This window comes from Pseudomonas fluorescens (genome assembly GCF_040448305.1).
Lineage (GTDB): Bacteria > Pseudomonadota > Gammaproteobacteria > Pseudomonadales > Pseudomonadaceae > Aquipseudomonas > Aquipseudomonas fluorescens_BH.
Map to the genome: position 1 here is coordinate 2,032,947 of NZ_CP148752.1, position 23,240 is coordinate 2,056,186.

Annotated in this window: 24 protein-coding genes; 8 read left to right on the forward strand and 16 right to left on the reverse strand. The window is 57.3% G+C overall.

Annotation, left to right across the window (positions count from 1 at the left end):
• Positions 1 to 14 precede the first annotated feature (14 nt).
• Positions 15 to 1,259 carry a lipoprotein-releasing ABC transporter permease subunit gene (locus tag WHX55_RS09255; protein WP_151213260.1) on the forward strand — a complete coding sequence of 415 codons (1,245 nt, stop codon included), beginning with the start codon at positions 15 to 17 and terminating at the stop codon, positions 1,257 to 1,259.
• 124 nt (positions 1,260 to 1,383) lie between these two features.
• Here WHX55_RS09255 and WHX55_RS09260 read toward each other — a convergent pair whose 3' ends face one another.
• Both WHX55_RS09260 and WHX55_RS09265 read right to left on the reverse strand, forming a co-directional pair.
• Positions 1,384 to 2,733 (reverse strand): heavy metal sensor histidine kinase, encoded by a 1,350-nt coding sequence (locus WHX55_RS09260; RefSeq protein WP_353742430.1) that lies wholly within the window; start codon positions 2,731 to 2,733, stop codon positions 1,384 to 1,386.
• Positions 2,733 to 3,413 carry a heavy metal response regulator transcription factor gene (locus WHX55_RS09265; protein ID WP_007995297.1) on the reverse strand — a complete coding sequence of 227 codons (681 nt, stop codon included), beginning with the start codon at positions 3,411 to 3,413 and terminating at the stop codon, positions 2,733 to 2,735. The genes WHX55_RS09260 and WHX55_RS09265 overlap by 1 nt, the downstream gene beginning before the upstream one ends.
• A gap of 155 nt (positions 3,414 to 3,568) precedes the next feature.
• Between WHX55_RS09265 and WHX55_RS09270 the strand changes: the two genes are divergently transcribed.
• Together WHX55_RS09270 and queF are read left to right on the forward strand one after the other, a co-directional pair.
• The gene (locus WHX55_RS09270) at positions 3,569 to 4,105 is read left to right on the forward strand and encodes a cupredoxin family protein (protein WP_353742431.1); all 537 of its coding nucleotides are present in this window, start codon (positions 3,569 to 3,571) and stop codon (positions 4,103 to 4,105) included.
• Positions 4,106 to 4,166: 61 nt separating this feature from the next.
• The gene (gene queF / locus WHX55_RS09275) at positions 4,167 to 4,997 is read left to right on the forward strand and encodes an NADPH-dependent 7-cyano-7-deazaguanine reductase QueF (protein WP_150717086.1); all 831 of its coding nucleotides are present in this window, start codon (positions 4,167 to 4,169) and stop codon (positions 4,995 to 4,997) included.
• A gap of 174 nt (positions 4,998 to 5,171) precedes the next feature.
• Here queF and WHX55_RS09280 read toward each other — a convergent pair whose 3' ends face one another.
• Together WHX55_RS09280 and WHX55_RS09285 are read right to left on the reverse strand one after the other, a co-directional pair.
• The gene (locus WHX55_RS09280; RefSeq protein WP_008020667.1) at positions 5,172 to 5,435 is read right to left on the reverse strand and encodes a DUF4404 family protein; all 264 of its coding nucleotides are present in this window, start codon (positions 5,433 to 5,435) and stop codon (positions 5,172 to 5,174) included.
• Positions 5,436 to 5,560: 125 nt separating this feature from the next.
• Positions 5,561 to 6,181: an HAD family phosphatase gene (locus tag WHX55_RS09285; protein ID WP_150724717.1), complete on the reverse strand. Its 621-nt coding sequence runs from the start codon at positions 6,179 to 6,181 to the stop codon at positions 5,561 to 5,563.
• Positions 6,182 to 6,382: 201 nt separating this feature from the next.
• On the opposite strand from WHX55_RS09285, the gene WHX55_RS09290 reads away from it, so the two are divergent.
• The 3 genes from WHX55_RS09290 to rssC all read left to right on the forward strand — a co-directional run bounded on the left by WHX55_RS09290 (position 6,383) and on the right by rssC (position 9,124).
• On the forward strand, positions 6,383 to 7,072 hold the full coding sequence (locus WHX55_RS09290; protein WP_150724718.1) for a VacJ family lipoprotein: 690 nt from the start codon (positions 6,383 to 6,385) through the stop codon (positions 7,070 to 7,072).
• Between the two features lie 388 nt (positions 7,073 to 7,460).
• Positions 7,461 to 8,642, forward strand: a complete 1,182-nt coding sequence (gene rssB / locus WHX55_RS09295) for a two-component system response regulator RssB (protein ID WP_056722032.1) — start codon at positions 7,461 to 7,463, stop codon at positions 8,640 to 8,642.
• Positions 8,642 to 9,124, forward strand: coding sequence for an anti-sigma factor antagonist RssC (rssC, locus tag WHX55_RS09300; protein WP_008003418.1), 483 nt, complete (start codon positions 8,642 to 8,644; stop codon positions 9,122 to 9,124). The genes rssB and rssC overlap by 1 nt, the downstream gene beginning before the upstream one ends.
• Positions 9,125 to 9,328: 204 nt before the next feature.
• Here rssC and tal read toward each other — a convergent pair whose 3' ends face one another.
• Positions 9,329 to 10,255, reverse strand: coding sequence for a transaldolase (gene tal / locus WHX55_RS09305; protein WP_353742432.1), 927 nt, complete (start codon positions 10,253 to 10,255; stop codon positions 9,329 to 9,331).
• A gap of 470 nt (positions 10,256 to 10,725) precedes the next feature.
• Between tal and WHX55_RS09310 the strand changes: the two genes are divergently transcribed.
• Entirely contained in the window at positions 10,726 to 11,100 is a 375-nt protein-coding gene (locus WHX55_RS09310) for a hypothetical protein (RefSeq protein ID WP_353742433.1), read from the forward strand.
• A gap of 116 nt (positions 11,101 to 11,216) precedes the next feature.
• The gene (locus WHX55_RS09315) at positions 11,217 to 11,801 is read left to right on the forward strand and encodes a hypothetical protein (RefSeq protein WP_353742434.1); all 585 of its coding nucleotides are present in this window, start codon (positions 11,217 to 11,219) and stop codon (positions 11,799 to 11,801) included.
• 29 nt (positions 11,802 to 11,830) lie between these two features.
• Here WHX55_RS09315 and WHX55_RS09320 read toward each other — a convergent pair whose 3' ends face one another.
• The 11 genes from WHX55_RS09320 to WHX55_RS09370 form a co-directional block, all read right to left on the reverse strand.
• Entirely contained in the window at positions 11,831 to 12,289 is a 459-nt protein-coding gene (locus WHX55_RS09320; RefSeq protein WP_353742435.1) for a mannose-1-phosphate guanylyltransferase, read from the reverse strand.
• A gap of 346 nt (positions 12,290 to 12,635) precedes the next feature.
• Entirely contained in the window at positions 12,636 to 13,025 is a 390-nt protein-coding gene (locus tag WHX55_RS09325; protein WP_353742436.1) for a VanZ family protein, read from the reverse strand.
• Positions 13,022 to 15,103, reverse strand: a complete 2,082-nt coding sequence (locus WHX55_RS09330) for a YjbH domain-containing protein (RefSeq protein ID WP_353742437.1) — start codon at positions 15,101 to 15,103, stop codon at positions 13,022 to 13,024. Before WHX55_RS09330 ends, WHX55_RS09325 begins: the two co-directional genes overlap by 4 nt.
• Positions 15,100 to 15,816, reverse strand: a complete 717-nt coding sequence (locus WHX55_RS09335) for a capsule biosynthesis GfcC family protein (RefSeq protein WP_353743031.1) — start codon at positions 15,814 to 15,816, stop codon at positions 15,100 to 15,102. Before WHX55_RS09335 ends, WHX55_RS09330 begins: the two co-directional genes overlap by 4 nt.
• A 47-nt stretch (positions 15,817 to 15,863) precedes the next feature.
• Complete coding sequence (locus tag WHX55_RS09340; protein WP_353742438.1) at positions 15,864 to 16,523, reverse strand: YjbF family lipoprotein; 660 nt, start codon at positions 16,521 to 16,523, stop codon at positions 15,864 to 15,866.
• A 13-nt stretch (positions 16,524 to 16,536) separates the two neighbouring features.
• Entirely contained in the window at positions 16,537 to 17,649 is a 1,113-nt protein-coding gene (locus tag WHX55_RS09345; protein WP_353742439.1) for a polysaccharide biosynthesis/export family protein, read from the reverse strand.
• A 681-nt stretch (positions 17,650 to 18,330) separates the two neighbouring features.
• Positions 18,331 to 19,353 (reverse strand): UDP-glucose 4-epimerase GalE, encoded by a 1,023-nt coding sequence (gene galE / locus WHX55_RS09350; protein WP_353742440.1) that lies wholly within the window; start codon positions 19,351 to 19,353, stop codon positions 18,331 to 18,333.
• A gap of 222 nt (positions 19,354 to 19,575) precedes the next feature.
• Complete coding sequence (locus WHX55_RS09355; RefSeq protein WP_353742441.1) at positions 19,576 to 20,511, reverse strand: KpsF/GutQ family sugar-phosphate isomerase; 936 nt, start codon at positions 20,509 to 20,511, stop codon at positions 19,576 to 19,578.
• 300 nt (positions 20,512 to 20,811) lie between these two features.
• The gene (locus tag WHX55_RS09360; RefSeq protein ID WP_353742442.1) at positions 20,812 to 21,360 is read right to left on the reverse strand and encodes an HAD-IIIA family hydrolase; all 549 of its coding nucleotides are present in this window, start codon (positions 21,358 to 21,360) and stop codon (positions 20,812 to 20,814) included.
• Positions 21,360 to 22,205, reverse strand: a complete 846-nt coding sequence (kdsA, locus tag WHX55_RS09365; RefSeq protein WP_353742443.1) for a 3-deoxy-8-phosphooctulonate synthase — start codon at positions 22,203 to 22,205, stop codon at positions 21,360 to 21,362. Before kdsA ends, WHX55_RS09360 begins: the two co-directional genes overlap by 1 nt.
• 5 nt (positions 22,206 to 22,210) lie before the next feature.
• On the reverse strand, positions 22,211 to 23,230 hold the full coding sequence (locus WHX55_RS09370) for an NAD(P)-dependent oxidoreductase (RefSeq protein WP_353742444.1): 1,020 nt from the start codon (positions 23,228 to 23,230) through the stop codon (positions 22,211 to 22,213).
• Between the last annotated feature and the right edge of the window lie 10 nt (positions 23,231 to 23,240).

Below are 23,240 nucleotides of genomic sequence, written 5' to 3' on the forward strand. Positions count from 1 at the left end.
CGGTGCCCCAGCGAATGTTCAGACCGTTATCGATCTTTATCGGCACGCGCTATACCCGCGCCAAGCGCCGCAATCGCTTTGTTTCCTTCATCTCGATGACCTCGATGATCGGCCTCGCCCTCGGCGTGCTGGCAATGATCGTGGTGCTGTCGGTGATGAACGGCTTCCAGCGCGAAATGAGCTCGCGCATCCTCGGCATGGTGCCGCACGCCACCATCGTCGGCGTCAATCCGATTGATGACTGGAAGCCCGTGGCAGCGGCCGCGATGAAAAACCCGGAAGTGACGGCGGCGGTGCCGTTCACCGAGATGGAAGGCATGCTGTCCTACAAGGGCACGATGCAGCCAATCCAGGTCAGCGGTGTCGACCCGGCGCTGGAAGGCCAGGTGTCGATCGTTGCCAAGCACATCGTTCAGGGCAGCCTCGAAGCCCTGAAACCGGGCGAATTCGGCGTGGTGATCGGTGAGATCACGGCGCGCCGCTTCCGCTTGAACGTCGGCGACAAGATCACCCTGATCGTGCCGGAAGTCAGCAATGCGCCGGGCGGCATCACCCCGCGCATGCAACGGCTGAATGTGGTCGGCGTGTTCAAGGTCGGTGCGGAACTGGATGGCACCATGGCGCTGATCCACATGGCCGATGCCGCGCAGATGCAGCACTGGGAGCCGAATCAGGTGCAGAGTGTGCGCCTGGCGGTGAAGGACCTGTATGCGGCGCCGCAAGTGTCCAACGACATCGCCACGGGGCTGGGCGCCGCCTACAAGGCTGACGACTGGACCCACACCCAGGGCAGCCTGTTCAGCGCAATGAAAATGGAAAAAACCATGATCGGCCTGCTGTTGCTGATGATCGTCGCGGTGGCGGCGTTCAACATCATCGCGACGCTGATCATGGTGGTGAACGACAAGGGCGCGGACATCGCGATCCTGCGCACCATCGGCGCCACGCCACGGCAGATCATGGCGATTTTCATGGTGCAGGGCACGGTGATCGGTATTGTCGGCACCCTGATTGGCGGTGTGTTGGGCGTGATTGCCGCGCTGAACGTCAGCCAGATCGTGGGCTGGATCGAGCGGGTCAGCGGACAGCACATCTTCAGTTCCGATGTGTACTTCGTCAGCAACCTGCCGTCTGAGCTGCAAGGCGCGGATGTGGCGTTGATCTGCACGGCAGGGTTTGTCATGAGCTTCCTGGCCACGGTTTACCCGGCGTGGCGGGCGGCGAAGATTGAGCCGGCTTATGCACTGAGATATTCGTAACCAGTAACACCGCCATCGCGAGCAAGCTCGCTCCCACAGTAGACCGGGTTGAATCATGTATTTGTGAACACCCCCAGACCCTGTGGGAGCGAGCTTGCTCGCGATGAGGCCGCAACTGCCGGCCTCAATCTTCCCTTGGCAAATCGATCACAAACCTAGTCCACCCCTTCTCCGATTCGCAACGAATCTGCCCGCCATGGGCACGGATGATCGACTGGGTGATCGCCAAGCCCAGTCCCGCATGTTCGCTACTGCCTTCACGACGCGCAGGATCGGCCCGGTAAAACCGGTCAAACAGGCGCGGCAATAGATCTTCGGCAATCTGTTGGCCCGTGTTTTCAACAGTCAGGCGCAATTCTTTTGGCTGATCGGCGATTCGCACCCGAACCTCGCCATCGACCGGCGTGAACCGCAGTGCGTTGTCCAGCAGGTTCGACAACGCCCGCCGCAACATGCTGCGATCACCCTCCATGCGGCCCAGCCCTTCACGTGTGAGCGTGACCCGGGCGTCTTCCGCCAATGGCGCAAAAAACTCCAGCAACAGATCCGTTTCCTGTCCCAGTTCCAATGGTTCGCGCTTGGGAATCAACAACCCATGATCAGCCTTGGCCAGATAAAGCATGTCGTTGACCAATTGCGCCATCCATTGCAGCTCCTCAAGGTTGCTGTGCAGGGCTTCGCGGTAGTCCTCGATGGGGCGCGGGCGGGTGAGGGTGACCTGGGTGTGGGTCAGCAGGTTCGACAATGGTGTGCGCAGTTCATGGGCAATGTCGGCGGAGAACGCGGACAGGCGCTGAAACGAGTCGTCGAGACGTCCGAGCATGGCGTTGAAGTTGTGGGCCATTTCCGCCAGTTCCGGCGGCATGTTTTCTTCAGGCAAGCGCGAGTTCAGCGACTGCGCGGAAACACCGCTGGCCACCGCACTGATCCGCCGCAACGGGCGCAAACCGCTGCGTGCCGCCCAGGCGCCCAGCAGTGCGGTGGCCAGGGCTGACAGGCCGACGGTCAGCCAGATCAAATGCTGCATGCGTTGCAGAAAGTGCTGGTGGTGGGTGATGTCCAGCAGCAAGGTCAGTTGCGGAGACTCGGGTTTGCCCGCGAAAAGCGGCGCATTGAGGACTCGGTAATCCATGCCTTCATGGCTCACCGTCGACAATCCGGGCTGGCGCGGCAATACCTGGGGAATGTTGGTCGAGCTGTCATACCAGCGCTGGCCGTCGCTGCCGGTGATTCGCAGGGACAGGTCAGCCTGCCGGCTCAATTCCTCTGCCAGTTTCACCTCGCTGTCACTCGACTGAAGGTCGTGCAGGGCCCGACGCAAGCCAATCAGCTTGCCGTCCAGCAGTTGCTGGTCGAGCTCAACGAAGTGCGCCTCACTGGCGCGGCTGAACAGCACCCCGGCAAACAACGACACCACCGCGGTGCAGGCGGCAAACAGCAGCGCCAGGCGGCTGCTCAAGGACAGCTGGCGCATCAGGCGGGGCGCTCTTCAAGGACGTAGCCCATGCCGCGCACGGTATGGATCAGCTTGTTGGGGAATTCATCGTCGATCTTCAGGCGCAGACGACGGATCGCCACCTCGATGACATTGGTGTCGCTGTCGAAATTCATGTCCCAGACCTGGGAGGCAATCAGCGACTTGGGCAGGACTTCGCCCTGGCGGCGCAGGAGCATTTCCAGCAGGGCGAATTCCTTGGCGGTCAGGTCGATACGCTGGCCGCTGCGTTCGACCCGGCGCCGGATCAGGTCCAGGCGCAAATCGGCCAGTTGCAGGCTGGTCTCCTGGGGTGTGGCGCTGCCGCGACGCAACAGGCTGCGGACCCGGGCCAGCAGTTCGGAGAAGGCAAACGGCTTGACCAGATAGTCATCGGCGCCCAGTTCGAGGCCGTGAACCCTGTCCTCTACGGCGTCACGGGCGGTCAGAAAAAGTACCGGCGTGTCCAGGCCGGCGCTGCGCACCGCTTGCAGAATCTGCCAGCCATCACGCCCCGGCAGCATCACATCGAGAATCAGCAGGGCATATTCGCCGCTGAGGGCCAATTGCTGACCGGTGTTGCCGTCAGCCACCAGTTCGGTGTTGAACCCGGCCTCGGCCAGGCCCTGGCGCAGGTAATGGCCGGTTTTCGGTTGGTCTTCGACGATCAGCAGTTTCATGGGCGACTCTTGGCAAGTGGAACGAACGCTTTATACCGTGGGCAGCATTGGCGCAGGGCAACCTGACAAAGTTGTAATCTGGCTGTCAGGTTGCGGGCAGTGGCAGCAGTTTAGAGTTTTGCCCATGCTGAGCCTTATCTTGTTGGAGTATGACGATGTTTTTACGCAAATCCGTGGCGCAAATCGTTTGTTTGCTGGCGCTGAGTTCACCGGTGTGGGCAGACGCCGGGCATACCTTCGATTTCGGTCAGCCGGCCCCGGCGGCCAAGGCGACCCGTAGCATCGAGGTGGTGATGGAGGACATGTCCTTCACGCCGCAGTCCATCGACATCAAGGCCGGGGAAACCGTGCGCTTCGTGCTGGTCAATAAAGGCCAGTTGTTGCATGAGCTCAACCTGGGGGATGCGGCGATGCACGCCAGACACCAGCAGGAAATGTTGCAGATGCAACAGAGCGGAATGCTGACGCCCACCGGCATGAAGGCAATGGACCACGGCAACATGGCCGGCATGGATCACAGCAAAATGGACCACAGCATGAAGCATGACGACCCCAACAGCGTGCTGGTGGAGCCGGGCAAGACCGCCGAGCTGACCTGGACCTTCAGCAAGGCCACCAATCTGGAATTTGCCTGCAATATCCCCGGTCATTACCAGGCCGGCATGGTCGGCAAATTGACTGTCAGTCAGTAAGCACTCAAAGGCGGGAGCAAAGGCTGATAGAATCCGCTGATTCTTCAGTCAGGTTTCCGCCATGCATCCCGCAGCCGAACACTCGCCGCTGGGCAAGTCCAGCGAATACATCGCCACCTACACGCCGTCCTTGCTGTTCCCGATCCCGCGTACCGCGAAGTGGGCGGAACTGGGCCTGACGGCGCAAACCCTGCCGTATAAAGGCGTGGACTTCTGGAACTGCTTCGAGCTGTCCTGGCTGCTGCCGTCGGGCAAACCGGTGGTGGCGATCGGCGAATTCAGCATTCCGGCGGATTCGCCGAACATCATCGAGTCGAAGTCGTTCAAGCTGTACCTCAACTCCCTGAACCAGACGCCGTTTGCCGATACCGCGAGCCTTGAAGCGACGCTGGCCAAGGACTTGTCGGCGGCTGCCGGCAAACCGGTGGGCGTGCGTATTCGCAGTCTCAAGGATGTCGAGAGCGAAGGTGTCGTGGCCTTGCCGGGCGTGTGCATCGATGAGCTGGATATCAGCGTCAGCAACTACGAGCATCCACGGCCGGAACTGCTGCGTTGCGATGATTCGCGCATTGTCGAAGAGAGCGTGCACAGCCATTTGCTCAAGTCCAACTGCCCGGTCACCAGCCAGCCGGACTGGGGCAGTGTGGCGGTGGAGTACCGTGGCGCGGCGCTGGATCACGCGAGCCTGCTCGAGTACATCGTCAGCTTCCGCCAGCACTCGGACTTCCATGAGCAGTGTGTAGAGCGGATCTTCCTCGACCTGCAGCGGTTGCTGAAACCGGAGAAACTGACGGTGTATGCGCGTTATGTGCGTCGTGGCGGGCTGGATATCAACCCGTACCGCAGCACTGAAGAGGTGCAACTGCCGAACCATCGCCTGGTCCGTCAATGAAGATCCAATTGTAGGAGCGAGCCTGCTCGCGATGGCTGAGTGTCAGGCAACATTGATGTTGGATGTGCCGGCCTCATCGCGAGCAGGCTCGCTCCTACAGGGGATTTGCATTGCCAGTCGTAGAAACGAAAAAGCCCTGCTGGCGATAGCAGGGCTTTTTTGCATCAGCAGGGTTCAGATCCCCATGTTGGCCAAGGCCTGCCCGATGTTGCGCAGGGTGCCGGCAAGGGTAGGGTGTTCGAGTTCGAAGCGTTCCACGGCTAGGTTGACGCCATCGGCGAGGCTGGAATCCTGGGTTTTGGTTTCGAGCTCAAGCTTCAACTCGATCTGTTGCATCAGTTCGTGTAACTCGGCGCGTTCGGCATCAGACAATGGAGGATTCTGTTCCAATTGCTCGCGCAGGGCATTGAGCTGTTCTTGCAGTTCGCGGGCAGGCATGGCGTTCTTCCTTCTTTAATCGATAGGCACTGGCATAGACCGTGGCGGCAGGCCAAGGCGGCGGGCCAAAGGTCGATGGCTTACCTTTAGATTAATCCACTCGCGCCCAACGTGCATGATCTCGATCAGGGCTTTTCGCCTTTGAGCCGACGCAAGCTGATATCGGCCAGGCAGGTGTCGAGTTCACCGAGGTGATCGATCACTGAATGTACGCCCAGACCGAACAGTTGCATCGTCGCCTTGGCGCGTTTGATGTCGCGCTCCTGCGGGCTCAACACTTGCCATTGCTCGGGCGTCAACCCGCACAGCGAGCCGCAGGACGCCAGGCCGATGGTCCACAACCCGGCATTGAGACCCGCTTGCAGCAAGCGGGGTTCGCCGCTCACCAGCACGCAGCCGTCGAGTCGCTCGACGTTCAGGGTCATCAAGGCTTGCCAGCAGGCATTCGGGGCGGGCCATGGGGTGTTTGTTGCTGGATGTTGCGAAGGTTTGATCCATTCCGGCAGCGCCGCGGCCAGGGATTGGCTGAGGGCAGGGGGCAGTTCATCGAGCCAGGCGCAGGGGATTTGCTGGCGCTGCAAGCTGCGCAGGCTATCCAGTGCGCCGGGTGTGGCCTCGGCGTGTTCGGCCGAGTGGCTGCCGTGCCGGTGCGTGTGTGCGCCGAAATCCACCAGGCAGCCACTCAGGCCGAACAGTACGGCGGTCAGGCTGGGTGCGGTTTGGGGCAAGGCTTCGGCGAGCGGCATGTATACGTCCCTGAAATAGCCTGAAGGCTAGTGGGTGACGGTGACAGTTGAGTGACATGGGTTTGAATCGCCCACTTTGGGCACGATTCCTTCGGTGTGGATTCCGTGCAAAGTGCCTTAAACGGCGTTTACGCCTTATACTTGCCAGCTTATTGCCTGGGCCAAGCGCCCGGGCCAGTACAAACCAAGGAGTTTTTTTCTATGCGCTGGAGCAATCATCTAGCCAGGATTTGTGTATGCGCCAGTGTGATGCTGGTTCCGTTCGTTGCCCAGGCAGCCACGGAAGATGATCCTTGGGAAAGCGTCAACCGCCCGATTTACAAGTTCAACGATGTGCTCGACACTTACGCGCTCAAACCCCTGGCCCAGGGCTACCAGTACGTGACGCCGCAGTTTGTCGAAGACGGTGTTCACAACTTCTTCCGCAACATCGGCGATGTGCGCAACCTGGCCAACGATATCCTGCAGGTCAAACCTCACGCCGCAGGCGTTGATACCGCACGAATCATTTTCAACACCACCTTCGGTTTGCTGGGCGTCATTGATGTCGGCACCAAAATGGGCCTGCAGCGCAATGACGAAGACTTCGGTCAGACGCTGGGTTACTGGGGTGTCGGCAGCGGCCCTTACGTGATGCTGCCCCTGCTGGGGCCAAGCACCTTGCGTGATGCGCCGTCCAAGTACGTCGACAGCTATACCGGTGCTTATCGTTACGTAGACGACGTTCCGGTGCGTAACTCGTTCCACGCACTGGACATCGTCGATACCCGTGCCAACCTGCTGTCGAGCGAGAAGCTGATCACCGGCGACAAGTACACCTTCATCCGTAATGCGTACTTGCAGAACCGTGAATTCAAGGTGAAAGACGGTCAGGTTGAAGACGATTTTTAACCTCGACCGGTAAATTGAGAAGGCGGCCATCAAGGCCGCCTTTTTTGTCTGCGAAGATCTGCATGCGGATAAAACCGCGCTTTTCGCTGCAGTCCCGAGCGGTTTGACTCATGGGTTCCATCCTTCCATTGGGTTACGGATTTGCCTGTTCTTATAACTCTCGGTGATTTGACAAATAAAGACGTCAAGCGACCATCGGCGTGAGCTTGAAACGCCCCGCGGATGGGAGTACCGTCTGCGCCTTAGAAGGGCACCTCTGGTGTACATGTGTGTAGGGCAAATGCCCGAAAGCGGTGCGACAGAGAGGCTAGAAAGCGAATCCAGTAGTCAGTACCGGGCCAAAGTCCCCGTCTGCTACGCCAACCTAATTCTGGCGCCGTTTGCCCACATGCCAAAAACCAGTGCCACGCTGCTGATAATCGATGATGACGAAGTAGTGCGCGCGAGCCTCGCCGCCTATTTGGAAGACAGTGGTTTCAGCGTCTTGCAGGCCAGCAATGGTCAGCAGGGTCTTCAGGTATTCGAGCAAGACAAGCCCGACTTGGTCATCTGCGATCTGCGCATGCCGCAGATGGGCGGACTCGAACTCATTCGCCAGGTGACCGAACGTTCGCCGCAAACGCCGGTGATCGTGGTGTCGGGTGCCGGCGTGATGAACGACGCGGTCGAAGCCCTGCGCCTGGGCGCAGCGGACTACCTGATCAAGCCTCTCGAAGATCTGGCCGTGCTCGAGCACTCCGTGCGCCGGGCCCTGGATCGTGCGCGCCTGTTGCTGGAGAACCAGCGCTACCGCGAGAAGCTGGAGAAGGCCAACCGCGAGCTCGAAGCCAGCCTGAACCTGCTCCAGGAGGACCAGAACGCCGGTCGCCAGGTGCAGATGAACATGCTGCCGGTCAGCCCCTGGACCATCGACGAGTTCAAATTTGCTCACCAGATCATCCCGTCGCTGTACCTGTCGGGTGATTTCGTCGACTACTTCCGGGTCGACGAGCGCCGGGTCGCCTTTTACCTGGCGGACGTTTCCGGTCACGGCGCCTCTTCAGCCTTCGTCACCGTGCTGTTGAAGTTCATGACCACGCGCTTGCTGTTCGAATCCAAGCGCAGCGGCACCTTGCCGGAATTCAAGCCTTCAGAGGTTCTTGGTCATATCAACCGGGGCCTGATCAGTTGTAAGCTGGGTAAACACGTCACAATGGTCGGTGGAGTCATCGACGAGGAGACCGGTTTGTTGACCTATAGCATCGGCGGTCATCTGCCGTTGCCAGTGTTGTACACGCCAGACAGTGTTCGTTATCTGGAAGGGCGTGGTCTGCCGGTGGGCCTCTTCAACGAAGCCACCTACGAAGACCACGTGCTGGAACTGCCACCGACGTTCAGCCTGACGCTGATGTCTGACGGTATTCTGGACCTTTTGCCAGAACCCACACTCAAAGAAAAAGAGGCAGCGTTGCCCCAACGGGTCAAGGCTGCGGGCGGCACCCTGGATGGGCTGCGGCAGGTTTTTGGATTGGCCACGCTAGGGGAGATGCCGGATGATATCGCCCTGTTGGTGTTGAGCAGGAATCTTTGATGAGTACCGGTAGAATCCAGTTCGCCGAGCAGGATGGCACCTTCGTCCTGAAGTTCGTCGGTGAAGTTCGCCTGACCCTGTGTTCGGCGTTGGATGCGACTATTGAGCGGATCTTCAGCGCGTTGAATTTCAACACGATCGTGATCGATCTGACCGAAACCCGCAGCATCGACAGCACCACACTTGGCCTGCTGGCCAAGCTGTCGATCCTGTCGCGGCAAAAAGTCGGCCTGCTGCCGACCGTCGTCACCACCCACGAAGACATCACCCGTCTGCTGCAGTCCATGGGCTTCGAGCAGGTGTTCAACATCGTTGATCAGCCGGTGCCGTGCCCGGAATGCCTGGACGACCTGCCAGACCAGGATCAATCCGAAGAAGTGGTGCGGATCAAGGTGCTCGAAGCGCACAAGATCCTCATGGGCCTGAACGACACCAATCGTGAAGCCTTCCATGACCTGGTGAATGCGCTGGAGCGGCACTGATCCCCTGAAGTGATGTGGGCCGGACTGGCCCCATCGCGAGCAGGCTCGCTCCCACAGGTTCTTCGTTCGGCACACGACCAAAGCCATCCCGCCAATCCCTGTGGGAGCGAGCCTGCTCGCGATGGCGTCCTGACAGTCACCAAACACATACAAAAAAGGGCGAACCTGTGAGGGTTCGCCCTTTTTGCATTACACCCACTCAGATCACAGCTTGGCCTGCAACAGCGCCTCAAGCTTCTCCTGATCCCGTGCGAACTGACGAATGCCTTCAGCCAGTTTCTCGGTCGCCATCGCATCTTCGTTGGACAACCAGCGGAACTGCGATTCGTTGAGGCTCAGGCGCGCTTCACCGGCATGGCCTGGCACCAGTTTGCGCTCCAGCCTGCCGGTATCCGCGGCCAGCTTGTCGATCAGGTCCGGGCTGATGGTCAGGCGGTCGCAGCCGGCCAGCTGCTCGATCTGGCCCAGATTGCGGAAGCTCGCCCCCATGACCACGGTCTTGTAGTCATTGGCCTTGTAGTAGTTGTAGATGCGCGTCACCGACTGCACGCCCGGATCATCCGCGCCGGTGTAGTCGTTGCCGTTGGCTTTCTTGTACCAGTCGTAGATACGGCCCACGAACGGCGAAATCAGGAACACCCCGGCGTCGGCACAGGCGGCTGCCTGGGCGAAGGAGAACAGCAGGGTCAGGTTGGTCTGGATGCCTTCCTTTTCCAGGATCTCGGCAGCGCGGATGCCTTCCCAGGTGGACGCGATCTTGATCAGCACGCGGTCGCGGCCAATACCGGCCTTGTCGTACAGCTCGATCAGGCGATGGGCACGCTTCAACATGGCATCAGTGTCGAACGACAGGCGCGCATCCACTTCGGTGGAAATACGGCCCGGGATCACTTTGAGGATTTCTTGCCCCACGGCCACGCCAAAACGGTCGCTGGCCAGGCCCACATCACCCTTGCAGTCATTGACGCTGCCGTTCAGCAGCTCGGCATACGCAGGAATGGCCGCGGCCTTGAGCAGCAGGGAAGGGTTAGTGGTGGCGTCCACGGGTTTAACGCGAGCGATAGCTTCGAAGTCGCCGGTGTCGGCAACCACGGTGGTCATTTGCTTAAGTTGTTCCAGCTTGGAAGTCATGGGCGTGCTCTGTCCTATGGGTCTGATGACATTACCCGAGCGCTGACAGCCACTCAAGGGCGTGTACGTGTATCGATGGCCCCTGCGGCAACAACCTGAAAACAGGTGTTTGAAAGGTGGGGTGCCGTATAGATGAATAGGATGCCAGGCGGGCTCACAGGTTCAACTGATCTGACGGTCAGCGCCTGGCAATCAGATCATCTGACGCCCGAGTCCTCTGATAACGCTCGCGGCACCTTACGTGTAATTACCCATATCGTTGAAGTCTATATAGTTCGATTGCGGGCTCAATGATTGTTATAAAAAGTCAATTAACACCCTGGCAAAGTTAATCTCCGTGGTAACAAATGTAATGTTATCTGGCGGAGATTTTGATCGTTAAAATACGTCCAGTACATATATAAAATAAAGTGTAATGTGATATTGAGAATTCGTGTTTGTAGAAATAACTTCACAACGTGAAGAGGTATATGTTTTTGGATGCGTTTGATGATTTGATGCTTGGCTACGCACTAAAAAAGTTGACCGGCGTATTTGAAGAAATCGTGGAGGTTTCGAAGAACACCGCTTCGGACAAGGCAACGGGCGTGCTGGATATCAGGCCATCCAAAACGGCAAAAAAAATCCCCGTCTGGTTGGGGCGTCTGAGGGTCAACACCCCTTATCAAGTGACCCATGTTCTGATCGATCAGATGCACGCCTCTCGAAAACTCAACCTCGACCTGCGCTTCGCGGCACAAGCTGCCTTGCTGGACGCGTTGGTGGAGGACGGACTGGCAATGCACATCGCCAGTTATTCAGTGGTTGTCGTAGAGAATCGTCTGAAGTGCTTTGTTGATCGATGAACGTGGTATCTACTGTGCACGCGGCCAGTGTCCATCACACTGGAAAATTGCATGAGACGTGAGTAAGTAGATTGGTGTCAAAACTGTACATCGCACAATACGCCGGAATCACCATCATGCTTCCAGCGGCCATGGTCGTCGCTGGTTGGTTATGGAGCATGGCATCCAGAAAACTCGCCCTCCTATGGCTAGGCATACTGTTCGTAGCCTATTTCGTCGTCGGTCTCAGTAAAGTGCTGTTCAAGGGCTGGGGTATCGGCCTGGAAAGCCTGGATATCGCGGTCATCAGCGGCCACGCGATGAATGCCTGCCTGGTGTCGACCGTTGTCCTGAGTTTGCTATTGCGCCAACTGGATCATCGCCTTCGATGGCTGGCACTGGGGGCGGGGCTGCTGTCGACCTGGTGGTTCAGCGTGCAGTATGTCGGGCAGACGATTCATCCTCTGCCGGAAGCGATTGCCGGGGCGGTTGTGGGGTCAGCCGCGGCGTGCGTATTTCTTTTCAGGCTGGAGAGAAAGGAAGTTCGCAAAATTCCCCGCACGGCCCTCATGCTAGGGCTCGCGATTATCATGCTGAGTACGAGTATTCCAAAATATACGGCTGAGAGGCTCTTGAACTCTTTCGCAGTCACTCTTTCGGGGGCAGAAAAGGCATTCATGCAGCCTCACTGGCGCACTCCCGGCGGATCGTCAAGGTTGTAGATGTTGATTCGAGTTCTGACGAAGCGGACTCACCAGGATTCACTACTATTTTTTTCTTCGATCCGCTCCAGCAGCTCTGCAGTTTTTTTCTGCATCAGTGCAACATCGCCTCGACTCTCAACCTTCAACAGGATCTCGCTCTCCGATGGGCAGATCTTGAAGCGCCATTCAGTGAACGTCAGGCTCAGGCCGTCACTGTCATCCATATCCAGTGCTTCACTGGCATACAGGGTCCGCAAGTACTCGAGTAGCGCAATGGGATTACCGACCATGCGCCGAATATCACCTGAGGAAGGAAAGAGCCCGATGCGCTCCACCAATAACTTTGGCTGTGGGGTGACAGTGGAGGGCGCACTTTCGTATGTCCGCAACCAGGCCATCAATCCACTGTTGCCCTCGGTGAATGGCTGTCCAAAAACCATATTGCCCGGTGCAAAAGGGTCCGACGACTTATAGACAGCGTCGATCGGTGATCTGGAAGCGTTCATAGTGGTCTGCCTTGAAAAAGTTTATGGCCGCTCAAAAAATGCGGCACCCAAGAGCAAAAAAATACCGTTTACAGCAATGCTGTTCAGTTAAGGAAATTGTAGGAGCGAGCTTGCTCCGGGCGGAGTTCCGACGATGGGCTCAAGAACGCCGCGTTTAGCCAGTAAATACGCGTTATCGTTAACGACCATCGCGAGCGAGCTCGCTCCTACAGAGGACTACATTCGCCTAACTGACGTTTACAGGCCTTTCTTATTCAAAACCGCATAACAGAAATGGGTGGCGTCGATTCAGTGTTTTGATGTTTTCAGCCGTGTTGTCGCTATGCTCACGGGGCAAGCCATAGTCTTAAGTGTCCGGGAGCTCAGTGGACTGTTTGACGGGTTGCACCCAACGCCACGCAATCAAGCCGATCAACACGCCGACAGCATTGGCCAAGGCGTCGTAAGGTGATGCCGTGCGCAGCGGCATCAGTGCTTGTGCATATTCGATCAGGATCCCCGTCAGCAGACAGCCCAAGGCGATCCAGCGCGCCTTGACCCGCAGGAAGGCCAGCTGGCAACTAAAAGACAACGCGAAAAAACCAAGCAGGTGATGCAGCTTGTCTTCCTGGGCAAAGGCTTCGGGAACCGGTTGCGCTCGCAAAGCGGCTGTCAGCAAGATCACACTGACGCCGATGAAAAACAGCGTGCGTAGGCTTTGGGAAAGTTGTGTGACACCCAGGAGTAACGAACTCATTCGGTGATTTTCTCAAAGTTCTTATAGAACGCATCTTTGTCGCGGCCATCGGTCATGGTGTACAGCGAATATTGGCGGTTAAGACGCGCGCCACCATCTCGGGTCAGCGGAGCCCAGACCAGGTTGGCGCGACGCATCGTAGAAACGCTCATCAACTCGTCGAAGGGGACCGAGATATAGATGCCTTTGTCGAAGCTACCCTCGCCGAACTCTTCTTTCGAGGCCGTGGTGCGGGTAACCCAGCCACCGAACTTCACGCCGTTACTGAACTCATGCGACAGATCGACCGTGGCCCCCCAATCGCGCGCCAGGTAACGTCCAACACTGACCGCCGCCTGCAATTCGAACGGCAGTTCGGTATAGGTGGTGATGTGACCGGTCACGGTATCGTAATCGCGCAGACCAAAACCCTGGTCAAAGTCACGCTGGCGTACAAAGTTCAAATCAGCACCCATGGCCCAGCGCTCGCCCATGGGGCGGTACAGCAATTCACCTCCGACCCCGGCGAACATTGACTCCAGATAACCGCCATACACCATGCCGAACAAGTCTTGATCCAGTTGCTTGGCATGGTTGAGCTGGAATGTCGGCATTGTTACATCAGAGGTGATGACGTACTTGCGCAAATCGGTGCGCACTCGGGGCAGATTGCTCGGCGCGTCGTACGTGAACTTGTCAAAGTTGTTCAGCAGGTTGGTGCTGATGACCCCGCTCGTCCAGGTGCTGCGGGTAAAGCGGTATTCTGCGTCCACATCAGCAGTCAGCTGGTACAGCAAGCCGTCGGGACCGCCAATGTTTTGCTTGTAACCCAAGCCGATACCATAGGTGAAACGCTCGAGCGCCTGGGTGTACAGCGTGTTTTCAATGTGCGGCGTGGCCCGGTTCAATTCGGTGGTGCGGTGCAGGTCTGTAAGGTCTTGTTGGTTGTTCACCACGGCCCGGAAGGTGTCGCGCGGCACACTGGTTTCTTCCACGGGCATGTCGTAACGCTTGTTCACCATCGTGAACCAGTCGATTTCGTCATTTGCGCTGTTGTCCAGAATCCGGCTGGCCCGGCCCACGCCTTTGGCGGAGTAGAAATAGCGCGACTGCTCGCCATACACAATCAGCTCGGAATCGCGTTGAGCAATACGCTCGACCTTATAACCTGCGTTGTTTTCCAGTCGTTTGGAAACCCCCGCCCAGTCGACCTGATCGAGCGGCGTGGTTGGTGCGTGTGCCGGCAGCGCTTCGACAGCGGGGTCGTAGCGCTTGGCCGGTGCCTTGCGGCTGGCGAAATTGGTATGAAAAGTGATGCCGAACAACGCGGTGTTGCCGCGCTCCCAGCCTGCGGTCAAATCGACAGAGTCACTTAACTTGAAGATCGCCCCGATGTTTATGGGCGAGTCCTGCTCCTGGTTGTTGTTTTGCGGTTCGTGCTTGTAGTCGTTACCGTCGAACTCGAGTTTCAAGCTCAAGGGTGACCACGGCGTCTGATAGGACACACCGCCAAACAACGCGGGCGAGCCTCGAAAATACGCGTTGGTGTTGACGTTGCCGGCGTCCGTGTTTACCGGGCGCGTATCAAAGCGCTCATTGAGGTACCCCAGCGGGTTATCGATATCCCCGCGGTTACCGATGTAGCCCCAAGCGATGCCCAGGCTGAAATCCAGATCGTAGTAACGTTTGTTCGCCACAAAGTATTCGCTGGAAAACAGGCCGGTGCCCCCGACATCCCGAAAGCCGAGCGCGACCTCGGGCAACCAGTGGCTTTCTTGCCAGAGGCGGGCTTTGACATCGACAGCTTTGTCTTTATAGCTTTGGTCGCCACTGAGTGACTCGGGCCCGTAATCACGGTTGCTGATGGAGGTATAACGGAAACTACCTTCCAGCCAATCAAGGGGCTGTATTGAAATGCTATAGCGAGAGTAAGGGGCTGTCTGGTTGGCGTTCAGGCTGAATTCGCCAGCGGGTGCCATCCGTGCGGTGGGGGTTTGCAACAAACCCACGCCTCCGAAATCATTCTGGGTAAAACGCGGCTCTCCATGAGCCAAGCTGTAGGGCAACAACAACACTACGGCGGCGAAACGTAACTTCAAGGGGCCACCTCGGGCAGCGGTTGGGTGGCGAGAAACTGGGCAAGCTGCTCGTTCAAGTCGGGTGTGGGCAGGTCCGGATCATCGTTGCGCACGGGCACCAGAATTGTGCTGCCTGCGGCGGCAAACACCCCGTCTTCGCGGTTCCAGGCGGCGTTACCGACTCGCCTGACCTGGCCATCGGGCTGAATCAGCCACAGGTAATCGGCATCGGCGTCGGTCACTGGCAGACAACTTTTGAGGTATTCCTGGACTGGCAGCAAGGCGCGATAAGGCAGCGTGCAGGGCTGTTCAACTGCGCCCAGGACAGTGACCGTAGTCGGGCGTAGAGGGTAAATCAGCTGGTCGCCGTCACTGAGCGAGTAATTGCGGGCGAACGCAACCTCCAACGCCACGGGGTCGAGCGCCGCGACTTTCCGGCCGGTAACGGGTAGTCGGCTGACCTGTTCAAACAGGCGCGCAGCCAAGGCCGCAAGGCTGCTCTTTTCTTCAAGCAAGGCCCCACGTTGAAGCAACTTCAGATCGAACAGCACGCCGGCTTTAAGGCGGACTTGCTGCTCCAACAGTGGCTGGTGCAGCCAGGCGGCGGCCAGCCAGTAACTTTCGGCGTTCGGGCGTCCCTGGTTGACGGCATCGAGCAAGCGTGTGCCTGGCACGAACGCGAAGGATCCGGCGTTTTTTACATCACCCGTGACCGTGACAGCGGCCTGAGTCATCGCAGAACTTGCCAGCAACAGGCAAGCCGACAGCGTTTTCGAATATCTCACCGAGCCGTCTCCCGGTCAGGGCGCAATTGCACAATCTTCAAGAAAAGTTCCGGCGTAAGATGTTGTTCGCTCTGCAGGATCAAGCCATCGTCAGGCCTGACCCAAAAACGGTTGGTGGCCTTGAATCCCAGCTCGGGTATGTCGATGCGTTCGTCTATGCGCAGCAGCGCATAGTCCTTGTCCAGGATGGTGACGGTTTCGATGTCTTGTCGACTGAAACGACTGTTGACCGCCAGTCCGACCTGCGGCCCCTGATAGACATCTATCCAGCGGGTACTGCTGTAGCCGTCGGGCAATCGCTGCAAGCCAAGCTTGAACGGCGACTCACCGTCGAAGCGCGTGCCGTCGAGATTGATGCCCAGGCCGACGCTGCGCACGACCAGACCGTCGCGCATCAACAACACCTGTTTGCCGGAGGCGACCCAGAACTCCAGGTCGCCCTGCTGGCGTAGCTTCGCCAATACACCTTCGCTGGAGTCGGTGGTGACCTTGATCTGCGCATAGGGCACGGCGTCCACTTGCGCCGCAGTCAACTCCAGCGGCTGGGCGCCCAGTGTGGAGGCTTTAAAGGTATCCAGGGACGCCTGCATCAAGGGATTACAGCCACACAGCAGTAATCCCACCACCAGGCATGAGCTGTTACGCAAAGTTTTCAAAGCGGCTCAAACCTTATCGACTGCTGGCTTCACTGAGATTGTTTGTGGCCGATGCTCCGGTACCCAGGATAGCGGCCGAAGGCAGCAACTGACTGATCAAGCGGTTCCAGCGGGTCACGCCTGCAGGGCCAACGTAGACAATGTCTTGGGGTTGCAGATCGAAGCGGCTGGCGAGAGCAAACGCGGTAGGTGATTCCGCTTCCAGCTGAAAGACTTTTGCCGGCTCGGTTTCAAGGTTCTCGGCACCTCGAATGACATACAGTGCATTGCCGTTGGATGTGGTCTGGTTCAGTCCACCGACCGTTCCGACCGCATCCGCCAGATTCATCCGATTGATTTTGAAGGTGAGCGCCCGAGGCTGGTTGACCTCGCCCATGACGTAGATCTTTTTCCGGTCGTTGTAGGGCAGGTACAACTGATCGCCGTCTTTCAAATAGACGTTATGCAACAGCGAGCCTTTGCTGTTAAGCGAGTCCAGGTCGAGCGGATACTCACGTCCGTCCCGGGTCAGTGTCAGGCCGGCAAGGTCGGCATTCAATGGATCGACAGTAGCAGTACCCATGGCTTCGACGACACTGAGCGGCGAAGTGGTAATGGGTTGTTGACCGGCTTTTAAAATAGCACCGGAAATAACGACTTTTTGACTGGCAAACCGCAAAACACTCAAGTCAACCTGGGGGCTGTCGACGAACTGAGTCAGGCGCTCAGCAATAAAACCGCGAAGCTCCTCGATGGTTTTGCCTTCGGCATGAATATTGCCGATATAGGGGTAAAACATGGTGCCGTCCGGGCGTACCAGGCGGCCGTTCGCATCAATTTGCTGTTGTGGACCCGATGGCGCAGTCAACTCAGGATGGTCCCATACAGTGATGTACAACACATCATTGGCGCCAATCCGGTAAGCGCCCGGCTTGTACGCCAACAACTCGGCGGGCACCGAGACTTGCACTTTTGTCGCCGCGTTCTGGGCAATCAGTTTGGGCGTTATCGGAATCAACTCGATCCGACTGCTTTCCGGTGAGCCTTCACGGCCGACCTGGCTGGTATCCAGGTGTTGACCGGGTGAGAACATACAGCCTTGCAGGGCAACACCTGCAAGCACAGCGAGCGACAAACTACGAATCATGATTGAGGACACTTGTGGAGGGAACACATCAAAACGGAACCACCCGGATTGCTCCGGGTGGTAGAAGGCTATCGACCTCGCGGTGCGCTTAGCGTGTACCGGTGGTGCCAGTGGTACCGGTAGTGCCAGTAGTGCCGCCGTCATTGTTGCTTCCGCCACCACTGGATGACAGCGCAGCGGCGCCGGCTACAACCGCGGCGCCGATGCCGAGAGCAGTCCCTGTGGTCAGGCTGCCCACGAGAGGGGTGTTCAGACTCAAAGGAGCGTTTGCTGCGGGTTTTGCAGGTGTGCCTGGAGCAGAAGACGCTGCGGGAGGCTCAGCGGCCAAAACGGAGGCACTTAAAGAAAGCATTAGGGCGGAAACAAGTAGTTTGGTCATGGTAGATTCCTTTTTGATGCATCGTCGGTATTGGCAGTGAAACTAAGAAGCGAGCGTGCAAGGCCAAAAACTCTGAGCGTCCAGTAACGTTAAGGATAGTATTGATTCGAACTCGATGAGAGTGGACCTCTAGGTCATACCTCAGTGAGATTTATCTTGCGATTATTGCCCCAAGAATACCTGTGTAGGATGCCTGACAGGTCTGACGTTTTCTAACGCTCTCGCCGTTTCTAACAATTCTTATTGGGTATGTGGTGCAGATGTCATGGTTCGCGCCTGATCGCTACGCCATACGAGAGATGCTACTGGCCATAACCTTGCGGGTTAGCAGCTTGCCAACGCCAAGTATCGGCCATCATTTCCGGCAATCCGCGCTTGGCCTTCCAGTCCAATTCATTGGCGGCTTTTGTGGGGTCGGCCCAGCACTCGGCAATATCACCGGGGCGACGCTCAACCAATTTGTAAGGCACGGCTCGGCCACTGGCCTGCTCGAATGCCCGAATCATTTCCAGCACGCTGTAACCGATACCGGTGCCCAGGTTCCAGATGTTGACCCCGGTTTTTTGGAGGATTGTCCGTAGCGCACTCAAATGCCCGTCGGCCAGATCCTGAACGTGGATGTAGTCGCGTACCCCGGTACCATCCTGCGTCGGATAATCGGCGCCGAACACAGATAGCTGCTGGAGTTTGCCAATGGCCACTTGGCTGACATAGGGCAGGAGATTATTCGGAAGGCCATTGGGGTCTTCGCCAATCATCCCGCTTTGGTGTGCACCCACCGGGTTAAAGTAGCGGAGCAGGGCGATACTCCACTGCGGCTCCGACGTCGCCAGATCCTGCAACAGCTCCTCGACCATCAGCTTGGAGCGACCATAGGGATTGGTCGGCACGCCAGTGGGGAAATCCTCCCGGATCGGCATCTGCGTCGGCTCGCCATACACCGTGGCGGAAGAGCTGAACACCAAATTGAAAACTCCGGCGTGGGCCATTGCCTGACACAGGGTGACACTGCCTGCGACATTGTTTTCATAATAATCGAGTGGTTCGCGGACACTTTCCCCCACCGATTTCAAACCGGCGAAATGTAATACCGCGCTGATCTGTTGCGAAGCAAATAGCTCATCCAGCAACGCACGGTCGCGAATATCCCCCTGAATAAACTCGGGCAACCTATTACAAATAGCCCCCACTCGATGAAGCGACTCAATCGAACTATTACAGAGGTTATCCAACACTATTACGTTGTATCCCGCTTCGAGCAAAGCGAGTGTGGTGTGCGAACCGATGTAACCGGCACCGCCCGTCACCAGGATTTTTCTGGTCAAAGGAATGAGTCCTTTCAAATGAAGAATAAGAGGGGAATAGCTGAATCTGAACTTACGAGCGCCAAGGGCATCAAGTGAACAACTAAGATCGTTTAAATATTTCTATGATGAGTCACCAGATGAACTTTCCGTTCGTGGTCAAGTATGGTTAGCACCATTGAGGGCTGTCGGTTACAGTAAAATTTTCTACCGCCGACGAGACCCTGGCGCATAAGCGAGTATTTATTTCTTGAAAACCCCGACGATCTGTCGGCCTTCAAACACAAGCAGTGAGGTGATGTTTCGCTCGTCCATCAGCAGCAGCGCATCTTCGACACGGGTGCCGACAGGCACCATGATCGGATCGCGGCTCATGAGTTCGGCAGCACTCTTGTCGAACACGGCCTCGCTGTAGCGCTCGATGGCTCGGCGGATATCGCCATCGGTTACCAGTCCCCAGCCTTCTGCAAACTCGCCGATGGCCAACCCAAGGCTGCCGCAGGACATGGTATGAATCACGTCCAGCACGTTAGCTTCTACGTTCACGAACGGTAGATTGGCGGTGACCATCTCGTCTTCCACTTTGCTCAACAGTCGACGACCGAGGGAGCCGCCAGGGTGAAAACGGGCGAAATTTTCGGGCTTGAAATCCCGGGCCTTCATCAGGGTGATCGCCAGTGCATCGCCCATGGCCAGGGTGGCAGTTGTGGAAGAGGTTGGTGCCAACTGCAGCGGACAAGCCTCTTCCTGCACGCTGACATCCAGATGGCTATGGGCTGCCTTGGCAAGCGTGGATAGCGGTTTACCGGTCAAGGCGACGAGGTAGTTGCCGTTGCTCCTGAGGAAGGGAATCAACTTCACCACCTCATCTGTCTCGCCGGAATTGGAGATAGCGACAAATACATCGTCAGGTGTGACCATGCCGAGATCCCCGTGGTAGGCCTCGCCCGGGTGCATGAAGAAGCTGGGAGTGCCCGTGCTGGCCAGGGTTGCGGCGATTTTCTTGCCGACGATGCCGGATTTCCCCATGCCGCAGACGATCACACGGCCCTTGGAGGTCAAAATATGCTGCACGGCCTCGACAAAGGAGTTGTCCAGGCGCTCGGCAAGTCGAGCCACTGCCTGAGCCTCGATGGTGAAAACGTGCTTAGCGATTTCGATGAATTTCATTTCGTTCATGGCATTCCTTAAGTAGTGAATTCGTGATCTTTTTAACGTCCCTTGCGGGTATCCACACCATCAGCGGGATGCATGCCACTCTCTGATTGCAATTGGAATAACGTAGTCATTGTCAGCGTGCAGGGCGAAGCCTTCCTTCTGTCAGGAGTCACGCCTGTTTAATGGTCAGTTTCTACTGCAGAGTCGGTGCTTTCCAACGCCCGTGCGACTCACTGGAAGCCGCACAAGGTCGACCGGAGAGTACCGGGTCGTAGACAGGAAATTCAGCGCACAGTAATGACCACCCGCAGTTGCGGTCGGTCATTGCTGTACGGCATGGCGGCTCCATTCGTCGAGCAAGGGTTGATAGGCAGCATCTAGGGTCAAGCCTCCCAGCAAAAGCAGATGCTCGGCAACCTCACGGGCCACACCCTTTCCACCAACGGCACGGGTAATGTGGTTCGCCTGGCTCAGCACCAGGCAGTGGGCGTCGGCTGGCGCGTAGCTTATGCCAACCTTTTGCATGACCGGCAGGTCGATCACGTCGTCACCGACGAAGGCGACCTGTCCATCCTCCAGACCAAAATCGCGTTTTAGTTCGACGTAGGCGGACAGCTTGTCGTGGCAGCCAGTGACAACCAGATCGAATTTGAGTTGTCGGGCGCGGAAGTCGAGGGCAGGGCTGGCCTTGCCGGAGATGATCCCGCAGCGAACTCCATGCGCTCGCAACAGGGCAACCGCTACCCCATCCTTGGCATTGAAGCTTTTGAACACTTCACCCTCCGCTCCGATATGTAGTGTGCCGTCGGTCAGCACGCCATCGACGTCGAATAACACTAGCTGGATCAGTCCGTTATAGGCGCACGCCATCAGCGAATCTCTAGGTTTGGCATTTCTTTGACGATGTCGTCGATAATCTTGATTTGGCTAAGGAAAGGTTCCAGCAACTCGAGCGGAAGAGCACTTGGGCCGTCGCAGCGGGCATGATCCGGATTCGGATGGGCCTCCAGGAACAGACCCGCGAGACCAACGGCCATGCCAGCACGGGCCAGCTCCAGCACCTGGCGACGGCGTCCACCCGAAGCATCGCCCACCGGGTCGCGGCACTGGAGGCTATGGGTGACATCGAAGATAACCGGACAATCGCCGCTGGCCTCTCTCATCTGAGTGAAGCCGAGCATGTCCACCACCAGGTTGTCGTAGCCGAAGGAACTACCTCGTTCACAGAGAACCACCTTATCGTTACCCGCTTCACGGCACTTGGCTACGATGTGCTTGACCTGCGTCGGACTCATGAACTGAGGTTTTTTCACGTTGATCACCCGGCCGGTGCGGGCTATAGCTACCACCAGATCGGTTTGACGGGCGAGGAAGGCCGGGATCTGCAGCACGTCAACTACCTCGGCCACCGGTACCGCCTGCTCGACCTCATGCACGTCGGTGATCAACGGCACGCCGAACTCGCGTTTCACAGCTTCGAAAATGCGCAAGCCTTCTTCCAGGCCAACACCCCGGTAGGAGTGCATGGAGGAACGGTTGGCCTTGTCGAAGGAGGCCTTGAACACATAGGGAATGCCCAACTTGCGGGTTACCTCCACAAAATGTGCGCAGGCGAAAAGTGTGGAGTCGAGATCCTCAAGAACATTGATCCCGCCGAAGAGGGTAAAGGGGGCGATGTTGGAGAGATTGATAGTGTCAGTTAGTGCAATTTGCATATTGATTATTCCCATTCCGTAGGGCAGTTAGATTTCCAGTCACGGAAAGCCGTTTCAAGAGTGTATTGATAGGGATAGCCGTGCTCGACCAAATGGGTTGGTAGAGTGTTGTTCGAGCGCACCAGCTTGCGAATACGCACTGGGCTGAAGGGATGTTTGATCCCGATGGGGCGGGCGATAAGGTCGATGACATAGGCGACCGAGAGCAGCAAGTGGTAGGGGACACTGGGCACAGTGCGTTGGATTCCGGCTACTGTGCAGGTGGTTTCCACATATTCCTGGATGGATGGACCGGGATTCATGGACATATTGAACAGCGTCAGATGTCCACCTCCCCGCTTTTGCTGCTCCAGAATCCACCACATGGCTGCACATAGCTCTTTCACATAAGTGCCGGCCTTACGGGTGTCGCTGTTACCCATATAGAAGAAGTAGCGGCGGATTACGGCCCTGATGAGGCGGGAAACATTGCCGCCTTCACCGGGGCCAAATACCACTCCCGGACGAACAATAACCAGATGGCGGTTTTCTTGGTCTCGGGCGAGCCATATCTGGTGAATCTTTTCTGCAGCCAGCTTGGAACCACCGTAAGCGGTAGCCGGCACAGGTAGAGATTTTTCGTTTTTTTGCGCCTCACTGGGGCCGTAAGGCGAAATCGAACTAGTGAAGATAATATCGTTGCAGCCAACCCGTTCAGCCCAGGCACAGACGTTTTCGGCACCCGCAAGGTTGGTTTCGTAGTATTCGATGTCGTCATGGCCAGGTTCGCGATGTACAGCTGCAAAGTTCGCGATCAGGGCGACCTTTTCCGACGGCTGCCAAATGAGTTCCTGGCGCACGTCGCCAATGACGATCTCCACGTTACTCAGGCTTCGGACCAGGGATTTGCGAAATTCGCTGGTCTTGGACTCTATTGGCTCCAGGTCGAAAAGGTAAACTTTGGAGAATGAACCTGTGGCCAGAAGGTGCTCAGCGAAAAAAGTGCCGATGAAGCCGGTGCCACCAAATATTACGGCGCAAGTCATGTTTTTTGTC